19 protein-coding genes are annotated in these 17923 nt (G+C 36.3%); 14 read left to right on the forward strand and 5 right to left on the reverse strand.

The features are described from left to right. Positions 1 to 233: 233 nt before the first annotated feature. The 4 genes from sdhC to JFU20_RS19975 all read left to right on the forward strand — a co-directional run bounded on the left by sdhC (position 234) and on the right by JFU20_RS19975 (position 3958). Positions 234 to 860, forward strand: a complete 627-nt coding sequence (gene sdhC, locus JFU20_RS19960) for a succinate dehydrogenase cytochrome B558 (RefSeq protein ID WP_002015407.1) — start codon at positions 234 to 236, stop codon at positions 858 to 860. 13 nt (positions 861 to 873) lie between these two features. Continuing rightward, entirely contained in the window at positions 874 to 2667 is a 1794-nt protein-coding gene (gene sdhA / locus JFU20_RS19965) for a succinate dehydrogenase flavoprotein subunit (RefSeq protein ID WP_002165022.1), read from the forward strand. Next, the gene (gene sdhB, locus JFU20_RS19970) at positions 2660 to 3421 is read left to right on the forward strand and encodes a succinate dehydrogenase iron-sulfur subunit (protein ID WP_002088861.1); all 762 of its coding nucleotides are present in this window, start codon (positions 2660 to 2662) and stop codon (positions 3419 to 3421) included. The genes sdhA and sdhB overlap by 8 nt, the downstream gene beginning before the upstream one ends. Before the next feature lie 93 nt (positions 3422 to 3514). Beyond that, a complete protein-coding gene (locus JFU20_RS19975; RefSeq protein WP_002015410.1) occupies positions 3515 to 3958 on the forward strand; it encodes an acyl-CoA thioesterase in 444 nt (147 codons plus the stop codon). Positions 3959 to 3994: 36 nt separating this feature from the next. Here the strand turns inward: JFU20_RS19975 and JFU20_RS19980 are convergent, their stop codons facing one another. After that, positions 3995 to 4774, reverse strand: a complete 780-nt coding sequence (locus JFU20_RS19980; protein WP_201038857.1) for a M15 family metallopeptidase — start codon at positions 4772 to 4774, stop codon at positions 3995 to 3997. A gap of 264 nt (positions 4775 to 5038) precedes the next feature. Here JFU20_RS19980 and motA point away from each other — a divergent pair, with 264 nt between their 5' ends. Both motA and motB read left to right on the forward strand, forming a co-directional pair. Continuing rightward, positions 5039 to 5833: a flagellar motor stator protein MotA gene (gene motA / locus JFU20_RS19985; protein WP_002088856.1), complete on the forward strand. Its 795-nt coding sequence runs from the start codon at positions 5039 to 5041 to the stop codon at positions 5831 to 5833. After that, on the forward strand, positions 5823 to 6608 hold the full coding sequence (gene motB / locus JFU20_RS19990; RefSeq protein WP_002165023.1) for a flagellar motor protein MotB: 786 nt from the start codon (positions 5823 to 5825) through the stop codon (positions 6606 to 6608). The genes motA and motB overlap by 11 nt, the downstream gene beginning before the upstream one ends. Before the next feature lie 28 nt (positions 6609 to 6636). Here the strand turns inward: motB and JFU20_RS19995 are convergent, their stop codons facing one another. Beyond that, positions 6637 to 7464 (reverse strand): 5'-nucleotidase, lipoprotein e(P4) family, encoded by an 828-nt coding sequence (locus JFU20_RS19995; protein WP_002015415.1) that lies wholly within the window; start codon positions 7462 to 7464, stop codon positions 6637 to 6639. Positions 7465 to 7815: 351 nt separating this feature from the next. Here JFU20_RS19995 and JFU20_RS20000 point away from each other — a divergent pair, with 351 nt between their 5' ends. The 3 genes from JFU20_RS20000 to JFU20_RS20010 all read left to right on the forward strand — a co-directional run bounded on the left by JFU20_RS20000 (position 7816) and on the right by JFU20_RS20010 (position 10633). Then, positions 7816 to 8700, forward strand: a complete 885-nt coding sequence (locus JFU20_RS20000) for an ABC transporter ATP-binding protein (RefSeq protein ID WP_002015417.1) — start codon at positions 7816 to 7818, stop codon at positions 8698 to 8700. A 2-nt stretch (positions 8701 to 8702) separates the two neighbouring features. Then, positions 8703 to 9929 carry an ABC transporter permease gene (locus JFU20_RS20005; RefSeq protein WP_002015418.1) on the forward strand — a complete coding sequence of 409 codons (1227 nt, stop codon included), beginning with the start codon at positions 8703 to 8705 and terminating at the stop codon, positions 9927 to 9929. A gap of 272 nt (positions 9930 to 10201) precedes the next feature. Beyond that, positions 10202 to 10633 (forward strand): Rrf2 family transcriptional regulator, encoded by a 432-nt coding sequence (locus tag JFU20_RS20010; protein ID WP_002088848.1) that lies wholly within the window; start codon positions 10202 to 10204, stop codon positions 10631 to 10633. A gap of 59 nt (positions 10634 to 10692) precedes the next feature. Here the strand turns inward: JFU20_RS20010 and JFU20_RS20015 are convergent, their stop codons facing one another. Both JFU20_RS20015 and JFU20_RS20020 read right to left on the reverse strand, forming a co-directional pair. Continuing rightward, the gene (locus JFU20_RS20015; protein WP_002015331.1) at positions 10693 to 11358 is read right to left on the reverse strand and encodes an MIP/aquaporin family protein; all 666 of its coding nucleotides are present in this window, start codon (positions 11356 to 11358) and stop codon (positions 10693 to 10695) included. Positions 11359 to 11500: 142 nt separating this feature from the next. Beyond that, positions 11501 to 12466 carry a DMT family transporter gene (locus tag JFU20_RS20020; RefSeq protein ID WP_201038858.1) on the reverse strand — a complete coding sequence of 322 codons (966 nt, stop codon included), beginning with the start codon at positions 12464 to 12466 and terminating at the stop codon, positions 11501 to 11503. A 101-nt stretch (positions 12467 to 12567) separates the two neighbouring features. On the opposite strand from JFU20_RS20020, the gene JFU20_RS20025 reads away from it, so the two are divergent. Further along, a complete protein-coding gene (locus JFU20_RS20025) occupies positions 12568 to 13140 on the forward strand; it encodes a helix-turn-helix domain-containing protein (protein WP_002015333.1) in 573 nt (190 codons plus the stop codon). Positions 13141 to 13234: 94 nt separating this feature from the next. Here JFU20_RS20025 and JFU20_RS20030 read toward each other — a convergent pair whose 3' ends face one another. Further along, a complete protein-coding gene (locus tag JFU20_RS20030; protein ID WP_002112091.1) occupies positions 13235 to 13420 on the reverse strand; it encodes a PspC domain-containing protein in 186 nt (61 codons plus the stop codon). Between the two features lie 213 nt (positions 13421 to 13633). On the opposite strand from JFU20_RS20030, the gene JFU20_RS20035 reads away from it, so the two are divergent. From JFU20_RS20035 to racE, 4 genes are all read left to right on the forward strand, one after another. Further along, positions 13634 to 14875 (forward strand): amidohydrolase family protein, encoded by a 1242-nt coding sequence (locus tag JFU20_RS20035; protein ID WP_002165026.1) that lies wholly within the window; start codon positions 13634 to 13636, stop codon positions 14873 to 14875. A 112-nt stretch (positions 14876 to 14987) separates the two neighbouring features. Beyond that, entirely contained in the window at positions 14988 to 16283 is a 1296-nt protein-coding gene (locus tag JFU20_RS20040; protein WP_002015336.1) for a purine/pyrimidine permease, read from the forward strand. A 165-nt stretch (positions 16284 to 16448) separates the two neighbouring features. Further along, positions 16449 to 16673: a spore germination transcription factor GerE gene (gene gerE, locus JFU20_RS20045; RefSeq protein WP_000659484.1), complete on the forward strand. Its 225-nt coding sequence runs from the start codon at positions 16449 to 16451 to the stop codon at positions 16671 to 16673. 371 nt (positions 16674 to 17044) lie between these two features. Next, the gene (gene racE / locus JFU20_RS20050; protein WP_003191613.1) at positions 17045 to 17869 is read left to right on the forward strand and encodes a glutamate racemase; all 825 of its coding nucleotides are present in this window, start codon (positions 17045 to 17047) and stop codon (positions 17867 to 17869) included. Positions 17870 to 17923 lie beyond the last annotated feature (54 nt).

The raw sequence follows: 17923 nt of genomic DNA on the forward strand, positions 1-17923 counted from the left end.
CTTTGGGGAAATCTGAATATATAAGAAAAAAAGAATTGGCAAATTATATGCAAATTATGTATACGTTTTCTTGACGCTTCGACAAAAATAGGGGTAAAATGAACTTGGTATTAAATTATGCTGAAATATTTTGAATAATTTTTTCAGTTTTTCTTATGCCAATAGTGAAAAAACATTATTGTTGTAAATTAATCTGAAAACAGCAGTCAAACATTCAAGGGGGTAATGGGGACATGAAAGGCCGCGAGTATACGTTTCGTAAGTGGCACTCATTAATGGGGGTCATTCCGGTTGGTGTCTTTTTGACGCAACATTTAATTGTAAACAACTTTGCAACAAGAGGAGCAGAGGCTTTTAACAAAGCTGCAGGCTTTATGGAGCTCCTTCCATTCCGGTATGCGCTAGAAATTTTCATCATCTTTTTACCTATACTGTACCATGCTATATATGGCTTATATATTGCATTTACAGCTAAGAACAATGCGGTATCTTACGGCTATTTCCGTAACTGGATGTTCGTCTTCCAACGAATTTCAGGTATCGTTACGCTGATCTTCATTTCTTGGCACGTCTGGGAAACTCGTATTCAAGCATTGTTAGGTAAAGAGGTAAACTATGATATGATGGCAGATATTTTAAACAACCCATTTATGTTTGGTTTCTATTTAGTTGGTGTTGTTTCAACAATTTTCCACTTTGCAAATGGACTATGGACATTCTGTATAAGCTGGGGAATTACAGTATCTCCACGTTCACAAAGAATCTCTACTTATGTAACATTAGCTATTTTCTTAGGTCTATCTTATGTAGGTGTGAGTGCATTATTAGCGTTCATCGATCCACAGCTAGCAAACCAGTAAGGAGTGGGAGAGCATGAAAGGGAAACTTATAGTAGTCGGCGGTGGCTTGGCCGGCTTAATGGCAACGATTAAAGCGGCAGAAGCAGGAGTAAATGTTGAACTATTTTCTTTAGTACCAGTAAAACGTTCACATTCTGTATGTGCCCAAGGTGGAATTAACGGTGCCGTAAATACAAAAGGTGAAGGGGATTCTCCATGGATCCACTTTGACGATACAATTTATGGTGGGGACTTCTTAGCGAACCAACCACCAGTTAAAGCGATGTGTGATGCAGCACCTGGTATTATTCATTTAATGGATCGCATGGGTGTTATGTTCAACCGTACGGAAGAAGGACTTCTGGATTTCCGTCGTTTCGGTGGAACACAACATCACCGTACAGCATTTGCTGGCGCAACAACTGGTCAACAATTACTATATGCATTAGATGAGCAAGTACGTCGTCATGAAGTAGCAGGACTTGTAACGAAATATGAAGGTTGGGATTTCTTACGAGCTGTTGTAGATGATGAAGGTGTGTGCCGAGGAATCGTCGCGCAAGACTTACAAACTATGGAGATAAAAAGTTTCCAAGCTGATGCCGTGATTATGGCAACAGGGGGCCCTGGTATCATCTTTGGAAAATCAACAAACTCTATTATTAATACAGGTACAGCAGCGTCTGCTGTATATCAACAAGGTGCATATTATGCGAACGGTGAGTTCATTCAAATTCATCCAACGGCAATTCCTGGAGACGATAAGTTACGTCTTATGAGTGAATCTGCACGTGGTGAAGGTGGACGTGTTTGGACGTATAAAGATGGTAAGCCATGGTACTTCTTAGAAGAAAAATATCCAGCTTACGGAAACCTTGTACCTCGTGATATTGCAACGCGTGAAATCTTTGATGTTTGCGTAGAGCAAAAACTAGGTATTAACGGTGAAAACATGGTGTACTTAGATCTTTCTCATAAAGATCCGAAAGAACTAGATATTAAACTTGGTGGAATTATTGAAATCTATGAGAAATTTACAGGTGATGATCCTCGTAAACTACCAATGAAAATCTTCCCAGCGGTTCACTATTCAATGGGCGGATTATGGGTTGATTATAAGCAAATGACAAGTATTCCAGGTTTATTTGCAGCAGGTGAGTGTGATTATTCTATGCACGGTGGTAACCGCCTTGGTGCGAACTCATTATTATCAGCAATTTACGGTGGTATGGTAGCAGGACCGAACGCAATTGAGTATATGAAAGGTCTTTCTAAATCATCTGATGCTGTTTCAACTACTGTATATGAGCAAAATGAATTAATCGAAACAGAGAAATTTAACAATATTTTAACGCTTGATGGTAACGAAAATGCATATGTTCTTCATAAAGAGCTTGGAGAATGGATGACAGATAACGTTACAGTAGTTCGTGAAAATAAAAAGTTACTAGAAACTGATGCGAAAATTGAAGAGTTAATGGCGCGTTACAAACGCATTAACATTAACGATACAGCAAGATGGAGTAACCAGGGTGCTTCATTTACACGCCAACTTGCAAATATGTTCGAGTTAGCACGTGTTATTACAATTGGCGCATATAACCGTAATGAAAGCCGCGGAGCGCATTACAAACCAGAATTCCCAAATCGTGATGATGCAAACTTCTTAAAAACTACGATGGCGAAATTTGAGGGAGAAGGAAAGGCACCAGCATTCCATTACGAAGAAGTGGATGTTTCATTAATTAAACCACGTAAACGTGACTATTCCTCAAAACATGATGTAGCTGCTAAGGGTGAAGAGAAGGGGGATAAGCAACATGTCTGAGAAAACAATCCGCCTCATCATTACGAGACAAGATGGACCAGATGCACAAGAGTTTGATCAAGAGTTTGAAATTCCATATCGTCCAAATATGAACATTATTTCGGCACTGATGGAAATTCGTCGTAATCCTGTTGATTCAAAAGGAAACCAGACGACTCCGATTGCATGGGATATGAACTGTTTAGAAGAAGTATGTGGTGCTTGTTCGATGGTGATTAACGGAAAACCACGTCAATCATGTACAGCTCTTATTGACCAGTTAGAGCAACCAATTCGCTTAAAGCCGATGAAGACATTCCCGATTGTACGTGATTTACAAGTTGACCGTAGCCGTATGTTTAACGCGTTAAAACGTGTTAAAGCTTGGATTCCAATCGACGGTACGTACGACCTAGGGCCAGGTCCAAGAATGCCAGAGAAAAAGCGTCAATGGGCATATGAACTTTCGAAATGTATGACATGTGGTGTTTGCTTAGAGTCATGTCCGAACGTAAACAGTAAGTCTGACTTTATTGGACCAGCACCGCTTTCACAAGCGCGTTTATTTAACTCGCATCCAACTGGTGAAATGCATAAAGCAGATCGCTTACGTGCAATTATGGGTGATGGAGGACTTGCAAACTGTGGTAACTCTCAAAACTGTGTGCAATCATGTCCGAAAGGTATTCCATTAACAACTTCAATTGCAGCATTAAACCGTGATACAACAATTCAATCGTTCAAAGATTTCTTTGGTAGCGACAATAACTATTAATAAATATTGCCTCTTCATGTTGAAGAGGCAATATTTATAACTTTATATTTCTGTTTATTCTGTTTATTTTAATGGCGAAAAGGAGAGGGAACGATGAAGAGAATTTCTTATATTGAAGACTTTGAGCAATGGGAAAGTGGTTTTTCATTTTATAATCCTGTCAAAGTTCGTTTTGGTGAAGTAGATATGTTTGGACATGTAAATAATGTCGTTGCTTTTACATATTTTGAAGAAGCGCGTATCGCATTGTTTAAAGAACTCGGATTTATGCAAGAATGGACACATGAATCATCAGAAACGATGATAGTCGTCGCAGATCTACAATGCAATTTTATTAAACAAATTTATTTTGATGAGCAGTTGAAAGTATATGTAAAGGCGGGAGCGGTTGGGAATTCCTCTTTAGATTTACACTATATGGTCAAAAATGCAGAAGGAGAAGTTTGTTTAGTTGGACGCGGTATGATGGTCCAAGCATCGAAAAAAACTGGAAGAGGCGAACCGTGGCCTGAAGAATGGAAGGAATTATTACAATAATAGAATAAAAGAAAAATAAGAGAGCGATTCGCTCTCTTATTTTTTGTCCTTCGTTGCCTCTTCTAATGTTAGGTGGTGCTTATATATGTATGTGGCATATGGATTGCCAACGTAGCGTAAGTGCCACGGTTCATATGAATATTCTGTTGTCTCTGTTTTATCCTCTAAATAACGAATGACAAATCCGAACTCATGGGCATGTTCTGCAACCCATTTTCCTTCTGCTGTCTTTCCGAAAATTGGTTCTAATTGGAATTTGGCAGATTTTGAGCTAATATCCATTGCTAGACCAGTTTGATGCTCACTTGTTCCAGGAATTGCACTTACCGAATCAGCCTCAGCTTTTCCTTGGCGTTTAATATATGTATTATGTAATGACTGTTGGCGTTTGTAAGAACGGTAACCTGAAACTGCTGTAAGTTCTAAACCTTCTTCTTTCGCTGCCTGGAACATTTTTTCAAGAGCGTCTGCAGCATTTTTGCGAAGTAATGTTTTCTCTTTATCTTTTGGACTAGTAAATGGTACGTTCGGTTTCGTTAAATCTTCTGGAATGTACCCATCTGGTAATTTACGATGTTTATTGACTAATACAAGAGCAGAATCTGGATTTGTTACAACGGAAAAATTATCATCTAGTTTCTTTGCATTATGATCAGCTTTTGGAAAAGCAGGAATCTCTTCTTTTGGATGGTTACTATGTTTTTGACTTTCGACAGCTTTCGCCTCATTTTGCAGTGGTGATTTAGAAGCAAAGTAAGCGAAAGATGTGATACCGATTACAATAGTAATGGCAGAAATAATTATTATCTTTTTCATGATACCTTGTAATCACTGTCCTTTCTTAATAAAATATGTATCGTTTTTATTATAAGTCTAGTTTATTGAAAAAGAAATATAAGAGTTATAACGTAATAGAAATGCAAAGAAAATGTCAGAAAATGTGTGAAAATGTAGTATTTTTTCATATAATTCATTTCTTATCTTTCATGAAGTGCATTTTTTATGTAATATATGTATATAAGAAGATGTAGCGATTATCGAGAATAAAAGACCTCTTGTATAGACTAGGAGTGAATGGGAATGGATTTTGCAACAATTATTGGAATCATTTTAGGAGTATTAGCGGTAGTCGTAGGGATGGTCGTCAAGGGCGCTGACATAACAGCTTTACTAAATCCTGCCGCAGCACTAATTATTTTCGTCGGTACATTTGCTGCAGTGTGTATTGCATTTCCGATGAATCAACTAAAAAAAGTTCCAAAATTATTTAAAGTTCTTTTTGGTTCAAATAAAAAAGATTTAAGTTATGAACAATTGCTAGAATTATTTGTTCATTGGACATCTGAGAGTAGAAAATACGGTATTTTGTCTTTAGAGCAACAATTAGATGAAATTGAAGATGAATTTCTTTTGCGTGGTATGAAATTTGTTATTGATGGTGTATCTGCAGAGGATTTAGAACAAATTTTAGAAGCCGAATTAGAAGCGATTGAAGAGAGACATGCAAAAGGGGCTGCTATTTTTTCGCAAGCTGGTACATATGCACCTACACTAGGGGTTTTAGGTGCTGTTATTGGTCTTGTAGCTGCACTTGGAAATTTAACTGATATTGAAAAGCTAGGGCATGCTATTTCAGGTGCGTTTATTGCAACGATTTTCGGTATTTTTTCAGGTTACGTATTATGGCATCCGTTTGCAAATAAATTAAAGCAAAAGTCTGCTGCTGAATTAGAGAAGAAACGTTTAATTATTGATTGTTTATTAATGTTACAAGAAGGTACATATCCGTTTATTATGAAAAACCGCATTTTAGGTGCGCTTTCTGCAACTGAGCGTAAGAAGCTAGAAAAAGGAGCGGAAAAAAATGCGGAGTAAGAAAAATAGAAGAGGCAAAAAGAAAAAACATGAAGAGCATATTGATGAAACTTGGTTAATTCCGTATTCTGATATGCTAACTTTGTTGTTTGCACTGTTTATTGTTTTATTTGCAATGAGTAGTATAGATGCTGCGAAATTTAAACAGATGGCAGTAGCTTTTCGAAGTGAACTAGCAGGTGGAACAGGAAATAAAGAGTTTTTAAGTGATCAAAAACCAAAGGAAGAAAAAGAATTATCGGCAAGTAGTTTGGAATCTGAGAAGATCAAAAAAGATGCTGAAGCTGAAGTGAAAAAGCAAGAAATGAATGAATTAAAAGCAGTACAAAAAGGTATTGATAAGTATATTGAGGAAAAGCAATTATCTTCTTCTTTTAAAACCGATTTAACTGAAAAAGGTTTAATGGTAACAATATTAGAAAATGTACTATTTGATTCAGGGAAAGCAGATGTGAAGTTGGAATCGTTAGGGATTGCAAAAGAGATGTCTAACCTACTTGTTTCCGCATCACCTCGTGAAATTACAGTGTCTGGTCATACAGATACTGTTCCTATCGCAAATGCTCAGTTTGCATCAAACTGGGAGTTAAGTACACAGCGTGCCGTTAATTTTATGCAGGTATTACTTCAAAATAAAGATTTGCAACCAGAAAAATTTAGTGCAATTGGTTACGGAGAATACCGTTCAATTGCACCAAATGATACACCAGAAGGAAAAGCAAAAAATAGACGTGTAGAAGTATTTATTTTACCTTTAACAAGAAATATGCAATAAAAGAGGATGGCGAAAGCCATCCTCTTTGTTATTTTGCATCAAATGATTTTAAATTGTCACGACGAATTTTATCTTTTTCTGCATCTGATTTTTTGAAATCATAGTCATATAAAGCGCCTTCCCAATCGCCATACATCGGATTAGGGAAAATGATGAATTTTTCACCAAATTGTGCTTTTGATTCTGCCACTGTTTCATTGCGATCTTTTACAGATTTCCCATCAAAACCAGTGAAATCAGATAAGTTGTCACCGAAGAATAGGACGATGTCATGTGTTTGAGAAACAAGTTCACGACGTTTTTCTTTCCCTTTTTCTTTCGGATCTTGTAATAAGATATGCTCTTTTGTTGCTTGTGGAGCACCAACGCGCTCAAGGTTTTTAATAGTTGCATCTAGTTGATTCGTTTTGCGATTTGAGATGTAGTAAATATCTACACCTTTAGACTCTGTATATTTTAAGAAATCAATCGCGCCTGGAAGAGCTTCAGCTTCAGCTTTATTAATCCAATCGTCCCATTTATAAGGATAGCCTTTTCCTGTTTTTACGCTCATTGCTTGATGGGGACTGTTATCTAAAACAGTTTCATCTAAATCAAGTACGATAGCAGGTTTTTTGTTTGTGCCTTTTGCAAGAGCTGCATCAAGCTTCAATTGACCAATATTGTATCCTTGGTAGTATAGTGCTTTCGTTTCACCAGCTGTTTGATACCATAAATCAGCCATCAATTGCTGGTCTGTTAATTTTACTTTTTCTTCTTTCGCCACTGTTTTCTCAGCTGTTCCTGAACATGCTACAAGCGATGTGGAAAGAACGGCTACAGATAATAAAGTGGTAATACCCCTCTTCATCTTCATATGTATCCTCCTTGATGTTAGTAAATCATTTAATATTATATATTAAAATATAATGCTTTTTATATTTTTTTATGAACATTTGCATATTGTCTTTTGTATATGTAGTAGTTTGTCCTATATTAGAAAGATGGGTTAAATAATAATAATTATTTTGACAAGTTTTATTGTCGTAATGACAATTATAATTGACAAAAACGGGATTTGTATTTACAATTTTAACTAAATGAAACAAATGATGGGTTAGGTGTAGTGATACATATAAGAGAATGAAATATAGTACTATATTTCATTCTGAACAATCATAGGCTTTAACAGAAGGTACGAATGATACTAAAGGGGAGGCTTTATACATTGAGTTTACAAATTCAAAAATTAACAAAAATGTTCGGAGAATCTAAAGCAGTTAATGGTTTGCAAATCTCGTTACCGAAAGGTGAAGTGTTAGGGTTACTTGGCCGAAATGGTGCAGGGAAAACAACGACAATTAAAATGTTACTAGGTTTATTAACGCCAAATGAAGGTTCTATTACGTGGGATGGCAAATCATTTGGTGATAGCGGGGTAACAATTGGATATTTACCAGAAGAAAGAGGATTATATACAAAAAGTAGAGTAATAGATCAGTTGCGATATTTTGGCAGATTAGAAGGAATGACGAAAAAAGAAGTGGATCTTGCAATTGATTACTGGTTAGAGCGCTTAGCAATCCCAGAATATAAATTCAAAACAGCAGGAGAACTTTCGAAAGGGAACCAGCAAAAAATTCAATTGATTGCTGCTCTTCTTCATGATCCAGAACTTCTTATTTTGGATGAACCATTTAGCGGACTTGATCCAGTTAATGCTGGAATGTTGGCTAGTATTATTGGAGAACAAGTACAGAGCGGAAAGACAATTATTTTATCTAGTCACCGTATGGAGCAAGTAGAGGCTTTTTGCCAACATGTATGTATTTTGAAAAAAGGCGAAGCGGTCGTAGAAGGACAGTTAAGTGATATTAAGAAAGAATACGGTTTCCGTAATTTAACTATTGAAGATACAGTAGAGAATGAAAAGGGATTAGAAGCTATACACGTTCCGTATGAAAAACAACAAGGCCTTCTTTATGTAAAAGTACAAGGCGATGCAGAAGCTCTAAAGATTTTGCAACAGTTGCAAGAGCAAGGTATTAGCTTACGACAATTTAAAATGTTAGAGCCGACGTTAAACGAAATCTTTGTAGAGAGGGCGAAATAAAGATGCGTAAATTTTCTCATGTATTTTCATTTTATTTTAAAGAAGCATTTTTATCTAAAAAATCATTAATTACGAGTGCGATTTTATTTTTAGTTGTGTTTGGGATTTTTGCATTTAATCATTTTACTTCAGGCGATGATAAAAATAAGGATAAAGATAAAATTGCAGTTGTAGTAGAGAGTTCCACATACAAAGTACAAAAAGAAGAGCTAAATAAGCTATTGCCATCAGCAAAAATAACGGTCGGTTCAAAAGATGATTTTGATAAACTGCATAAGCAAGTAGAAGAAGGCGATTTAGATGGTCTATTCCATGTGACGGAAAAGGATGGGACTCCAGCAGTTACATATATGTATAATGGATTTCCAAGCCAAGCAACTTCTGCGATTATGGCGGGTTATTTAAAACAACAATATACGAAGGTGACGATTGCAAAAAATAATGTTTCACCAGAAATTGCGCAGCAATTACAAGCAGAAATTCAAGTGAAGCAAGAAGCGATAAAAGATCGTACATCTTCTTTCGGAATTGCATATTTCTTTACATTTGCTTTGTATATGTTTATTGTAGCTTTCGGAAATACAATCGCAATGAATATTGCATCTGAAAAGGCGTCACGTGTAATGGAAGTAATGCTTCCGAAAGTAAAGCCTCTTACGATGATGTATGCGAAAATTTTGGCGGTTGTTTCAACGGCGTTATTACAACTTGTAATATTGGCGTGTGGTTATCTTATTCCTTATTTGTTAGGTTGGGTCGATTTAGAAAGTGCTTCATTACTTGGTGTTCCAATTGACTTTACAAAATTAGATGCAAAGGTTATAAGTATGTTTCTTGTTTATTTCATTACGGGGTATTTACTTTATGCGATGATGTACGCTGCGGCTGGAGCTGTTGTGTCTAAGACAGAGGATTTACAAGCTGTATCTTTCCCGATAATGATTTTGATCATGGCTGCATTCTTCATTAGTATTAAATCATTAAGTGATCCAAATAGTACTATTGTTGTTGTAAGTTCGTATGTTCCGTTTTTCACACCAATGGTTACCTTCTCGCGGATTGTAGCTGGTGAAGCAGGTATGTTAGAGATTACGATAACATTAGTAGTTTTATTGGCGACGATTGGTATATTAAATGCGATTACAAGCCGTATCTATGTAAACGGTGTAATGAATTACTCTGATAAAGTGAAGTTTAAAGATTTGGCGAAATTTATAAAGCGTCAATAATAGAGGGAAAGCATGATTTTCTAATGGAATCATGCTTTTTCTTTACCCCGCTATTTGTGGGCGGTAAAACTCCCATCTCAAAATTCAGCTGGAGCAAAGAAGTTAGATGGGAGATCAACTGCCCGTAAACGCCCGATTGGTGAAGGCAAATAATCAGTGGGGGATGAACAAAACCCCCACTGATTAAAGTTTCACTTTATGTATAAATTAAAAATAGTATATAATAATAAGAGTTGTCTTTTAATAGAATGAATAAAAAGGAGGGTGTGCAGATGGGAATTAGTAGTCGTTTTACAGTAGGTGTTCATATGTTAACGTTACTTGCAATAGATCGAAACTCTCGCTGTACCTCTGAATGGATTGCTGGTAGTGTGAATACAAATCCAGTTGTGATTCGTCGCATTACAGGAATGTTGAAGAGAGCAGGACTTGTTGATGTACAAGCTGGTAAAGGTGGTACGACACTTGCTCGTGATTTAGATGAAATTACATTACTTGATGTATATAAAGCTGTGGAAGTTGTAGAAGAAGGACATCTATTTTCTTTCCATGAAAATCCCAACATTGAATGTCCAGTAGGAGCTAATATTCAATCGGTATTAGAGATTATTTTAATACAATCGCAAGAAGCGATGGAAAACGTACTTGCAAATGTAACGGTTCAGCAGTTAGTTACAAATTTAAAGTCGAAAATTAAAGAATAAAAAAGCGAGCTTCCTCATGATGAGGGCTCGCCTTTTTTTATTCGGAAATATTGAAAATTCTATTTTTCAGTATTTAAAATAAACTTTCCTACAACAGCTGCTACGATACCACCAAGAATTGGGGCAACGATGAACACCCATAGTTGAGAAATTGCTTCTCCGCCAGCGAATAGAGCTGGTGCGATACTACGAGCTGGGTTAACAGATGTTCCAGTTAACGGAATACCTAATAAGTGAATTAATACTAATGTGAAACCAATTACTAATCCAGCTAAAGAAGAACTTCCCTTTTTACCTGTTACAGCAACGATAACTAAAACAAATACGAAAGTTAAAATGAATTCAACTAAAAATGCTCCTGATAAACCAAGAGTTCCAAAACTATTTTGTCCTAAATTATCTAAAGGTAATTTAGCAGATCGTAAAATTGTTACTAACGTTGCAGTTCCTAATAAACCACCTAAAATTTGAGCTAATAAATAATAGCTAAGTTCCATAGCGTTCATTCTTTTGTTAATGAACATAGCGATTGATACCGCTGGGTTAATATGACATCCAGAAATTGTTCCAATGCTATATGCCATAGCCACGATAGATAATCCGAAAGCCATAGCGATACCTAATGTTCCAATTCCTTCAATTCCGCCGCCAATGACAGCTACTCCAGTTCCGAATAATACAAGTACAAATGTACCAATAAATTCAGCAATTGCTTTTTTTAACATAATTTACCTCCTAATAATGCACATGAAACGTATTATAACATAGGTTTTAGTATAAACAGCCAATGAAATACTATTCTGATAAGGCGAAATAGGGAGACAATAAAAATAGATATGGTTCTATGAAGAAGAACCATATCTATTTTTATGCTGATTTTTTTTGTTTAATGACTGGAACAGAGCGGTTTAAAACACTATTTACGATCATTCCTAACATTATAATAATCATCCCAATCAGTGACAGACCACTAGGGAATGAGCCATCTAAGAAAATAATCTCACCAAGCACAGTAAAGACCATCGTTCCAGCTTGTGTTGCTTCAACAGCTCCAAGTAAAGCAAGATTGTCTTTTGCTAAGTCGGTAGCAAAGAAAAATGTCATCGTCGCAATAACTCCGGAACATAATGCTAATAAAAATCCTTGCATCATTTGACTTGATGATGGAATACCGGTAGTGGAAAATCCGTATATACCAAGTAGAATTGTAATAGGGAGACTCCCGATTGCCATTCCTAATACACGTTGGAATGTATCAAGACGCCCGCCAACAAGTTCCATCATTTTTCGGTTACCGAAGGGATATAAGAAAGCTGCTAAAACGACAGGTAAAAAACCAGAAATGAATTGAGTCATTGTAATATGACCTGCTTCAGTAGCTTGCATACAAAGTACACCAAGTAAAATAAATAAAGCGACGTATAAACTGCGCAGTGGAATTTTTCCACGTACAAGTTTTGTACCTGATTTTGTTTCTATTTTAATGAAGAATAATGGCGATAAAAGTAAACCTGCTAATATCGTAACTTGCCAAGTTCCAGCAACGAGCCAAGCTGGAGAAAAAACAGCTGCGAAACTTAATAAAGAATAGAAGCCGATGCCAGCGACCGAGCCCCACCCGATCCATACAAATGGATGTTTTTTTAATTCTTCCCATAAAACTCCTAAGTTTTTGCGAAATAAAACGATAAGGAATAAAATAGGGAGAGCAAATAGAAAACGGAAGGAAGCAGTCCAAGCCCAACTTGTTCCAGATACATTCATTGCTCTGTTAATAATAAAGGTTGCAGAAAAAAAGGCCGATGATAAAAGACCTAGTAGTATTGCGCGCATGAAGTATGGCACTCCTTTCGGAATTGAGTATTTATGTATAGTATAATATACTTAAAGTGAATAAAAGTAAACTATTTTATATTTTAAGGTGGTTTTTATATATGAAAGAAAATGAAGATATGCAAACGAAAGAAGTAATTCAGCAAGTAGGTCAGTTATTAAGACAAATTCGAAATGAACAAAAATTAAGTTTAGAAGATTTAGCCCAAAAGACAGGTGTTAGTAAATTAACGCTAGGAAAAATTGAAAGAGGTGAAACGAATCCGACATTAGCTGTCATCTGGAAAATTACGAAAGGGCTATCAATCCCTTTATCGAGATTGATGGTTGTTGGAGAGCCTGTAGCTGTTGCGCGCTGCGGAGAAGGCTTTGCAGTAGATGTAGGACAAGCGTGGCACTTAGAAACGATGTTCCGTTACACGAAAGAAACGGGGATGGAAATGCACCGAGCTTGTTTAAGAGCGAATAGTATATATGAACCTGAAGCTCATCATGAAGGAGCAATTGAGCTTGTAACAGTAATGAAAGGGAAAGTTTCTATTCAAGTGGAGAACGATGTGTACGTGCTAAATGAGTTTGATTCCATTCAATTTGAAGCGAATAAGAAACATAGTTATAAAAATGAAGAGGATGAAGTGGCGGTATTACATTTAACGATGAAATATTCTTCATGAAAAAACGCCTATAGAAAAAGATTCTATAGGCGTTTTTTCAATTTGTATGTTTTGCTTAAGTATAGTGAAAAGAGTATTGCTAATCAGGATAATATTAGTAAGAACGTGGCATGAGTAATAAACAAATGAGATAAACTAAAAAACCCGTTCCAAAACATAAAATAGCAATGACCCAAATAATACGAATGAGAGTAGAACTAATATCAAAATATTCTCCTAAACCACCGCATATACCAAATAACATTTTGTCAGTTTCGGATTTATATAACCTCTTCGACATATTATGATCCTCTCCTTTTCATATCACCGCTGTTATGTATGAGTGATACAGTGTACTTTTATTCTATATGGAAATTTATGAGAAGACCATTAGGTTATATTACATTTTTTTGTGAAGGGACAATATAGCGTATTAATTGTCTTAATTTTCAGTCGGTATTAAAATGAAAATGAGGGTGTGACGTATTTTCTAATATAAGGTGGGGAAATGGTAATGACATTATATTGGTTGACTAATGTAAAGCTTGAAACAGGTTATACATATGAAGAAGCGAAAATTTCACAAACGGAAACTGAGATATGCAGTCTTCTTATTGAAGATGGGCGAATTAAAAGAATTATATCGGGAATCGCCCAAGAGGAAGGAACGTTAACTTTTGATGCTAATCGTTTATTAGTTTTACCAGCTTTTGAAGAGATGCATATTCATATTGATAAAACATATTATAGTGGGCCTTGGAAAGCTTGTATGCCAGCAGAAAATATTTTTACACGTTTTAATGAAGAAAAAACGATTTTACCAAAGCAATTAGCAACTGCTCAAGACAGGGCGGAAAATATGCTAGAGTTATTGCTTCGAAATGGCGCAACAAATATTAGAACGCATTGTAATGTGGATCCGGTTATTGGACTTCGTAATTTAGAGGCAACGTTAGCGGCTTTAGGAACATATAAAGATCGGTTGTCTGGTAGAATAGTTGCATTTCCGCAACATGGATTATTGCGAAGTAATTCTATGCAACTTGTGAAAGATGCGATGCGTATGGGCGCACAATTAGTTGGCGGAGTGGACCCAGCTACAGTAGATAATGATATTGAAAAATCATTACATACGATTATGGACATTGCGGTAGAATTTAATGCGGATGTTGATATTCATTTGCACGATGCGAATAATCTTGGAACGTTTACAATGAAGAGATTAGCAAGTCTAACGGAAGAAGCAGGATGGCAAGGTCGTGTAACAATTAGTCATGCGCTTGGACTTGGTGGTGTTACTGATAAAGAAGCTGAAGAAGTGGCAGAAAGACTAGCAGCATTAAAGATTGATATCACTTCAACCGTTCCAATCGGTAAACAAGTAATCCCAATTCCATTATTAGATCGAAAAGGAGTTAAAGTTTCATTAGGAAATGATAGTATTACAGATCATTGGTCTCCGTTTGGCACAGGTGATATGCTTCAAAAGGCAAATCGATTGGCAGAACGATTTGGTTGGAGTGATGAAAGGTCTTTAGGGAAAGCTCTTCGTTTTATTACTGGAGGGAAAGAAACGTTAAATAATGAAGGGAAACGAGTGTGGCCGAATGTAGGGGATGAGGCAAGTTTTGTTTTAACGAATGCAACATGCGCCGCGGAAGCAGTGGCTCGTCAAACAGAGAAGCGTGTAGTTATGTATAAAGGGAATGTTGTTATAGGGGATTTAAATCAAGTGAAATCTGATAATCTTGTATAGAGGAATCGTTTAGATGTTTTGAGAAGGGTTCTAATTGTGAAAATAGAACCCTTCTTTTTTATTTAGTAGAAACAGGGAAGTACTATACTTCCTTATAAGGAAGCAAGAAGGGATGAAAAGTTTGGACAATCAACATAATCAAAATCATATTATGGGAACTTTGCAATGGTTTATTTTTTTATTAGCAAACTCAATCGCGCTACCAATTGTCGTTGGCGGATTATTTCATCTTACGACGGAAGAAGTATTTTATTTAATGCAGCGTACGTTTTTCGTAGTTGGTATATCTTCTTTTTTACAAGGATGGCTTGGACATAAGCTTCCGATTGCGGATGGACCAGCTGGATCTTGGGTTGGTGTATTTACCGTGCTTGCTTATGCAACTGTAGGGCAGGATCAATTACATAGTACATTGCAAATTTTAGAATTAGGAATGATGGTTGCGGGAGTTGTTTTAATAGGGCTAGGAGTAACGGGAGTTATCGGGCGTATTTTATTTTTATTTACGCCGCTCGTGACAGGGACGTTCTTACTTTTATTATGTTTACAATTAAGTGGTGTATTTTTAAAAGGAATGCTAGGAATTACAGCTACTGTTTCTCAAATTGATGGATTTACAGCATTAATTGCTTTTGGCATATTTTTATTCGTAGTCATACTCTCCAACTTCGGAAAAGGGTTTGTTAAAAGTTATGCGGTTTTAATAGGGTTAATTAGTGGCTGGATTATTTTTCTCATTGCAGGAAAAGTGACGATCCCATCTCAAGTAACTCATTTTGTGCAACTTCCACATATATTCGCGTGGGGAATTCCAAAATGGAATACAGGTATGGCTGTATCAAGTTTCGTTATGGTATGTATTTTAGTTTCAAATACAGTGGCAGCTATTATAGCAATCAATCAAGCTACGATTCATAAAGCGACTATTGAACAAAAACAGTTGAGAAATGGTACGTGGGTCGGAGGGATTTCGCATATGATTTCCTCTTTGTTTTCAACTGTAGGTGTCGTTCCATTACCAGCAACGGCAGGTTTCATACGTTTAACAAATCAAAAGTACATGCGTTCATTCTTATTTGCATGTGTACTATTAGTCGGTATGTCGCTGTTTCCAAGTATTATCCGCTACTTAGCCTCTCTGCCATCCGCGGTCGCATCTGCGGTTTTAATGGCTTCGTTCGTACAGTTAATTGGAATTGGATTTAATAATATAAAACAAGTGGAGCTCAGCGAAAGGAATGTAACGATTTTAGGAGTTGCTATATTATTTGGAAGTGGTGTTATGTTTTTACCATCTGGAGCACTCCAATCCTTGCCGTCTGTGATGCAATATATATTCGGAAATGGTTTGTTCGTAGGTACAGTTGTCAGCATATTACTAGAACAAATATGGCGTACTGAAAAGTAAGTGGATAAAAAGAGTGTACGCACTGTATAAAAGTCTAAAATAACATAAGAAATAAAGCCCATTTTCATTCACCACCTGCACATTTCGTTCATACAATATCTTGACTAAATAAACACCCAACTTACACATATACAGCTCTGGCTTAAGCAAGGAGGGTTATACCAGTTGAAGGAAAAAGCGTATCAATCTAAACCGTTACTCACAAAGAGAGAAAGAGAAGTATTTGAATTACTGGTTCAAGATAAAACAACGAAGGAAATTGCAGGTGAACTGTTTATAAGTGAAAAAACAGTACGTAATCATATCTCAAACGCAATGCAAAAGCTAGGGGTTAAAGGACGTTCACAAGCAGTTGTTGAGCTTCTTCGTATGGGAGAGCTCGAACTATAAGAAAGCAGCCGACTTTTATACAAAAGGTCGGCTATTTTTCTGTTTGTTTCATGCTCCATATGAATGATAAGGATGCTTCATACATAAATAGGTAAGGCTATAAAGAACGCGATAAATAAAATATAGAAATAAAACTCCCGCTATTAATAAAAGTAGCGGGAGTTTTATTTTGAATGAGCATTTTATATAGAAGAAACCGACTTTCATATAGAAGGTCGGTTATTTTTCTGTCTTGCAAATTATGAAAAAAAGGAGCAAAATAAAAAAGATCCTGATCTATATAGGTACAAATGAAAATTTTTATACAGGGGCACTTTAAGTTAGCGAACTTAAAGTGTGTAAAATATACTGATAAACATAAAAGATGATGAATGAGAAAACGGGTGATTAAGTTGAATAGAGCGATCGGTGTTATTGATTCAGGAGTGGGCGGTTTAACAGTAGCGAAGGAATTAATTCGTCAGTTGCCGAAAGAGCGTATTATATATTTAGGGGATACAGCACGTTGCCCTTATGGTCCGCGTTCTCGTGAAGAAGTGCGTCAATTTACGTGGGAAATGACGGAGCATTTATTAGATTTAAATATCAAAATGTTAGTTATTGCGTGTAATACAGCAACTGCGGTTGTATTAGAAGAAATGCAGAAACAATTACCAATTCCAGTAGTTGGAGTTATTCATCCAGGATCACGTACAGCTTTAAAAGTGACAAATACGTATCATGTTGGGATTATTGGAACGATTGGAACAGTAAAAAGTGGCGCCTATGAAGAGGCGTTAAAGTCTATTAATAACCGTGTTATGGTAGAAAGTTTAGCTTGCCCACCTTTCGTTGAGCTTGTAGAGAGTGGGAATTTCGAAAGTGAAATGGCGTATGAAGTTGTAAGAGAAACATTGCAACCGTTGAAAAGTACTGACATTGATACGCTTATTCTAGGATGTACGCATTATCCGATTTTAGGTCCTGTTATTAAAAAGGTAATGGGGGATCAAGTACAATTAATTAGTTCGGGTGATGAAACAGCGCGTGAGGTAAGCACGATTTTATACCATAGTAAGATGTTAAATGAGGGAGAAGAACAAAGTGATCATCTCTTCTTAACGACTGGTAAAATAGGTCTGTTTAAAGAAATTGCATCAAAGTGGTTCGGTCAGCCGATTGAAAATGTGAAGCATATCAATTTAGAAACAGAATAATAGTAGATTCATATAAGAGAACTCCTGAGAAATCAGGGGTTTTTTCTGTATAAG

The sequence above is a fragment of the Bacillus sp. TH30 genome, assembly GCF_016650875.1.
In the GTDB taxonomy this organism is placed as follows: domain Bacteria; phylum Bacillota; class Bacilli; order Bacillales; family Bacillaceae_G; genus Bacillus_A; species Bacillus_A mycoides.

Bases quoted from the DNA above. Each gene is read 5' to 3' on its own strand.
- sdhC (WP_002015407.1), top strand. From the start codon at position 234: ATGAAAGGCCGCGAGTATACGTTTCGTAAGTGGCACTCATTAATGGGG.
- sdhA (WP_002165022.1), top strand. From the start codon at position 874: ATGAAAGGGAAACTTATAGTAGTCGGCGGTGGCTTGGCCGGCTTAATG.
- sdhB (WP_002088861.1), top strand. From the start codon at position 2,660: ATGTCTGAGAAAACAATCCGCCTCATCATTACGAGACAAGATGGACCA.
- JFU20_RS19975 (WP_002015410.1), top strand. From the start codon at position 3,515: ATGAAGAGAATTTCTTATATTGAAGACTTTGAGCAATGGGAAAGTGGT.
- JFU20_RS19980 (WP_201038857.1), bottom strand. From the start codon at position 4,774: ATGAAAAAGATAATAATTATTTCTGCCATTACTATTGTAATCGGTATC.
- motA (WP_002088856.1), top strand. From the start codon at position 5,039: ATGGATTTTGCAACAATTATTGGAATCATTTTAGGAGTATTAGCGGTA.
- motB (WP_002165023.1), top strand. From the start codon at position 5,823: ATGCGGAGTAAGAAAAATAGAAGAGGCAAAAAGAAAAAACATGAAGAG.
- JFU20_RS19995 (WP_002015415.1), bottom strand. From the start codon at position 7,464: ATGAAGATGAAGAGGGGTATTACCACTTTATTATCTGTAGCCGTTCTT.
- JFU20_RS20005 (WP_002015418.1), top strand. From the start codon at position 8,703: ATGCGTAAATTTTCTCATGTATTTTCATTTTATTTTAAAGAAGCATTT.
- JFU20_RS20010 (WP_002088848.1), top strand. From the start codon at position 10,202: ATGGGAATTAGTAGTCGTTTTACAGTAGGTGTTCATATGTTAACGTTA.
- JFU20_RS20015 (WP_002015331.1), bottom strand. From the start codon at position 11,358: ATGTTAAAAAAAGCAATTGCTGAATTTATTGGTACATTTGTACTTGTA.
- JFU20_RS20020 (WP_201038858.1), bottom strand. From the start codon at position 12,466: ATGCGCGCAATACTACTAGGTCTTTTATCATCGGCCTTTTTTTCTGCA.
- JFU20_RS20025 (WP_002015333.1), top strand. From the start codon at position 12,568: ATGAAAGAAAATGAAGATATGCAAACGAAAGAAGTAATTCAGCAAGTA.
- JFU20_RS20030 (WP_002112091.1), bottom strand. From the start codon at position 13,420: ATGTCGAAGAGGTTATATAAATCCGAAACTGACAAAATGTTATTTGGT.
- JFU20_RS20035 (WP_002165026.1), top strand. From the start codon at position 13,634: ATGACATTATATTGGTTGACTAATGTAAAGCTTGAAACAGGTTATACA.
- JFU20_RS20040 (WP_002015336.1), top strand. From the start codon at position 14,988: ATGAAAAGTTTGGACAATCAACATAATCAAAATCATATTATGGGAACT.
- racE (WP_003191613.1), top strand. From the start codon at position 17,045: ATGAGAAAACGGGTGATTAAGTTGAATAGAGCGATCGGTGTTATTGAT.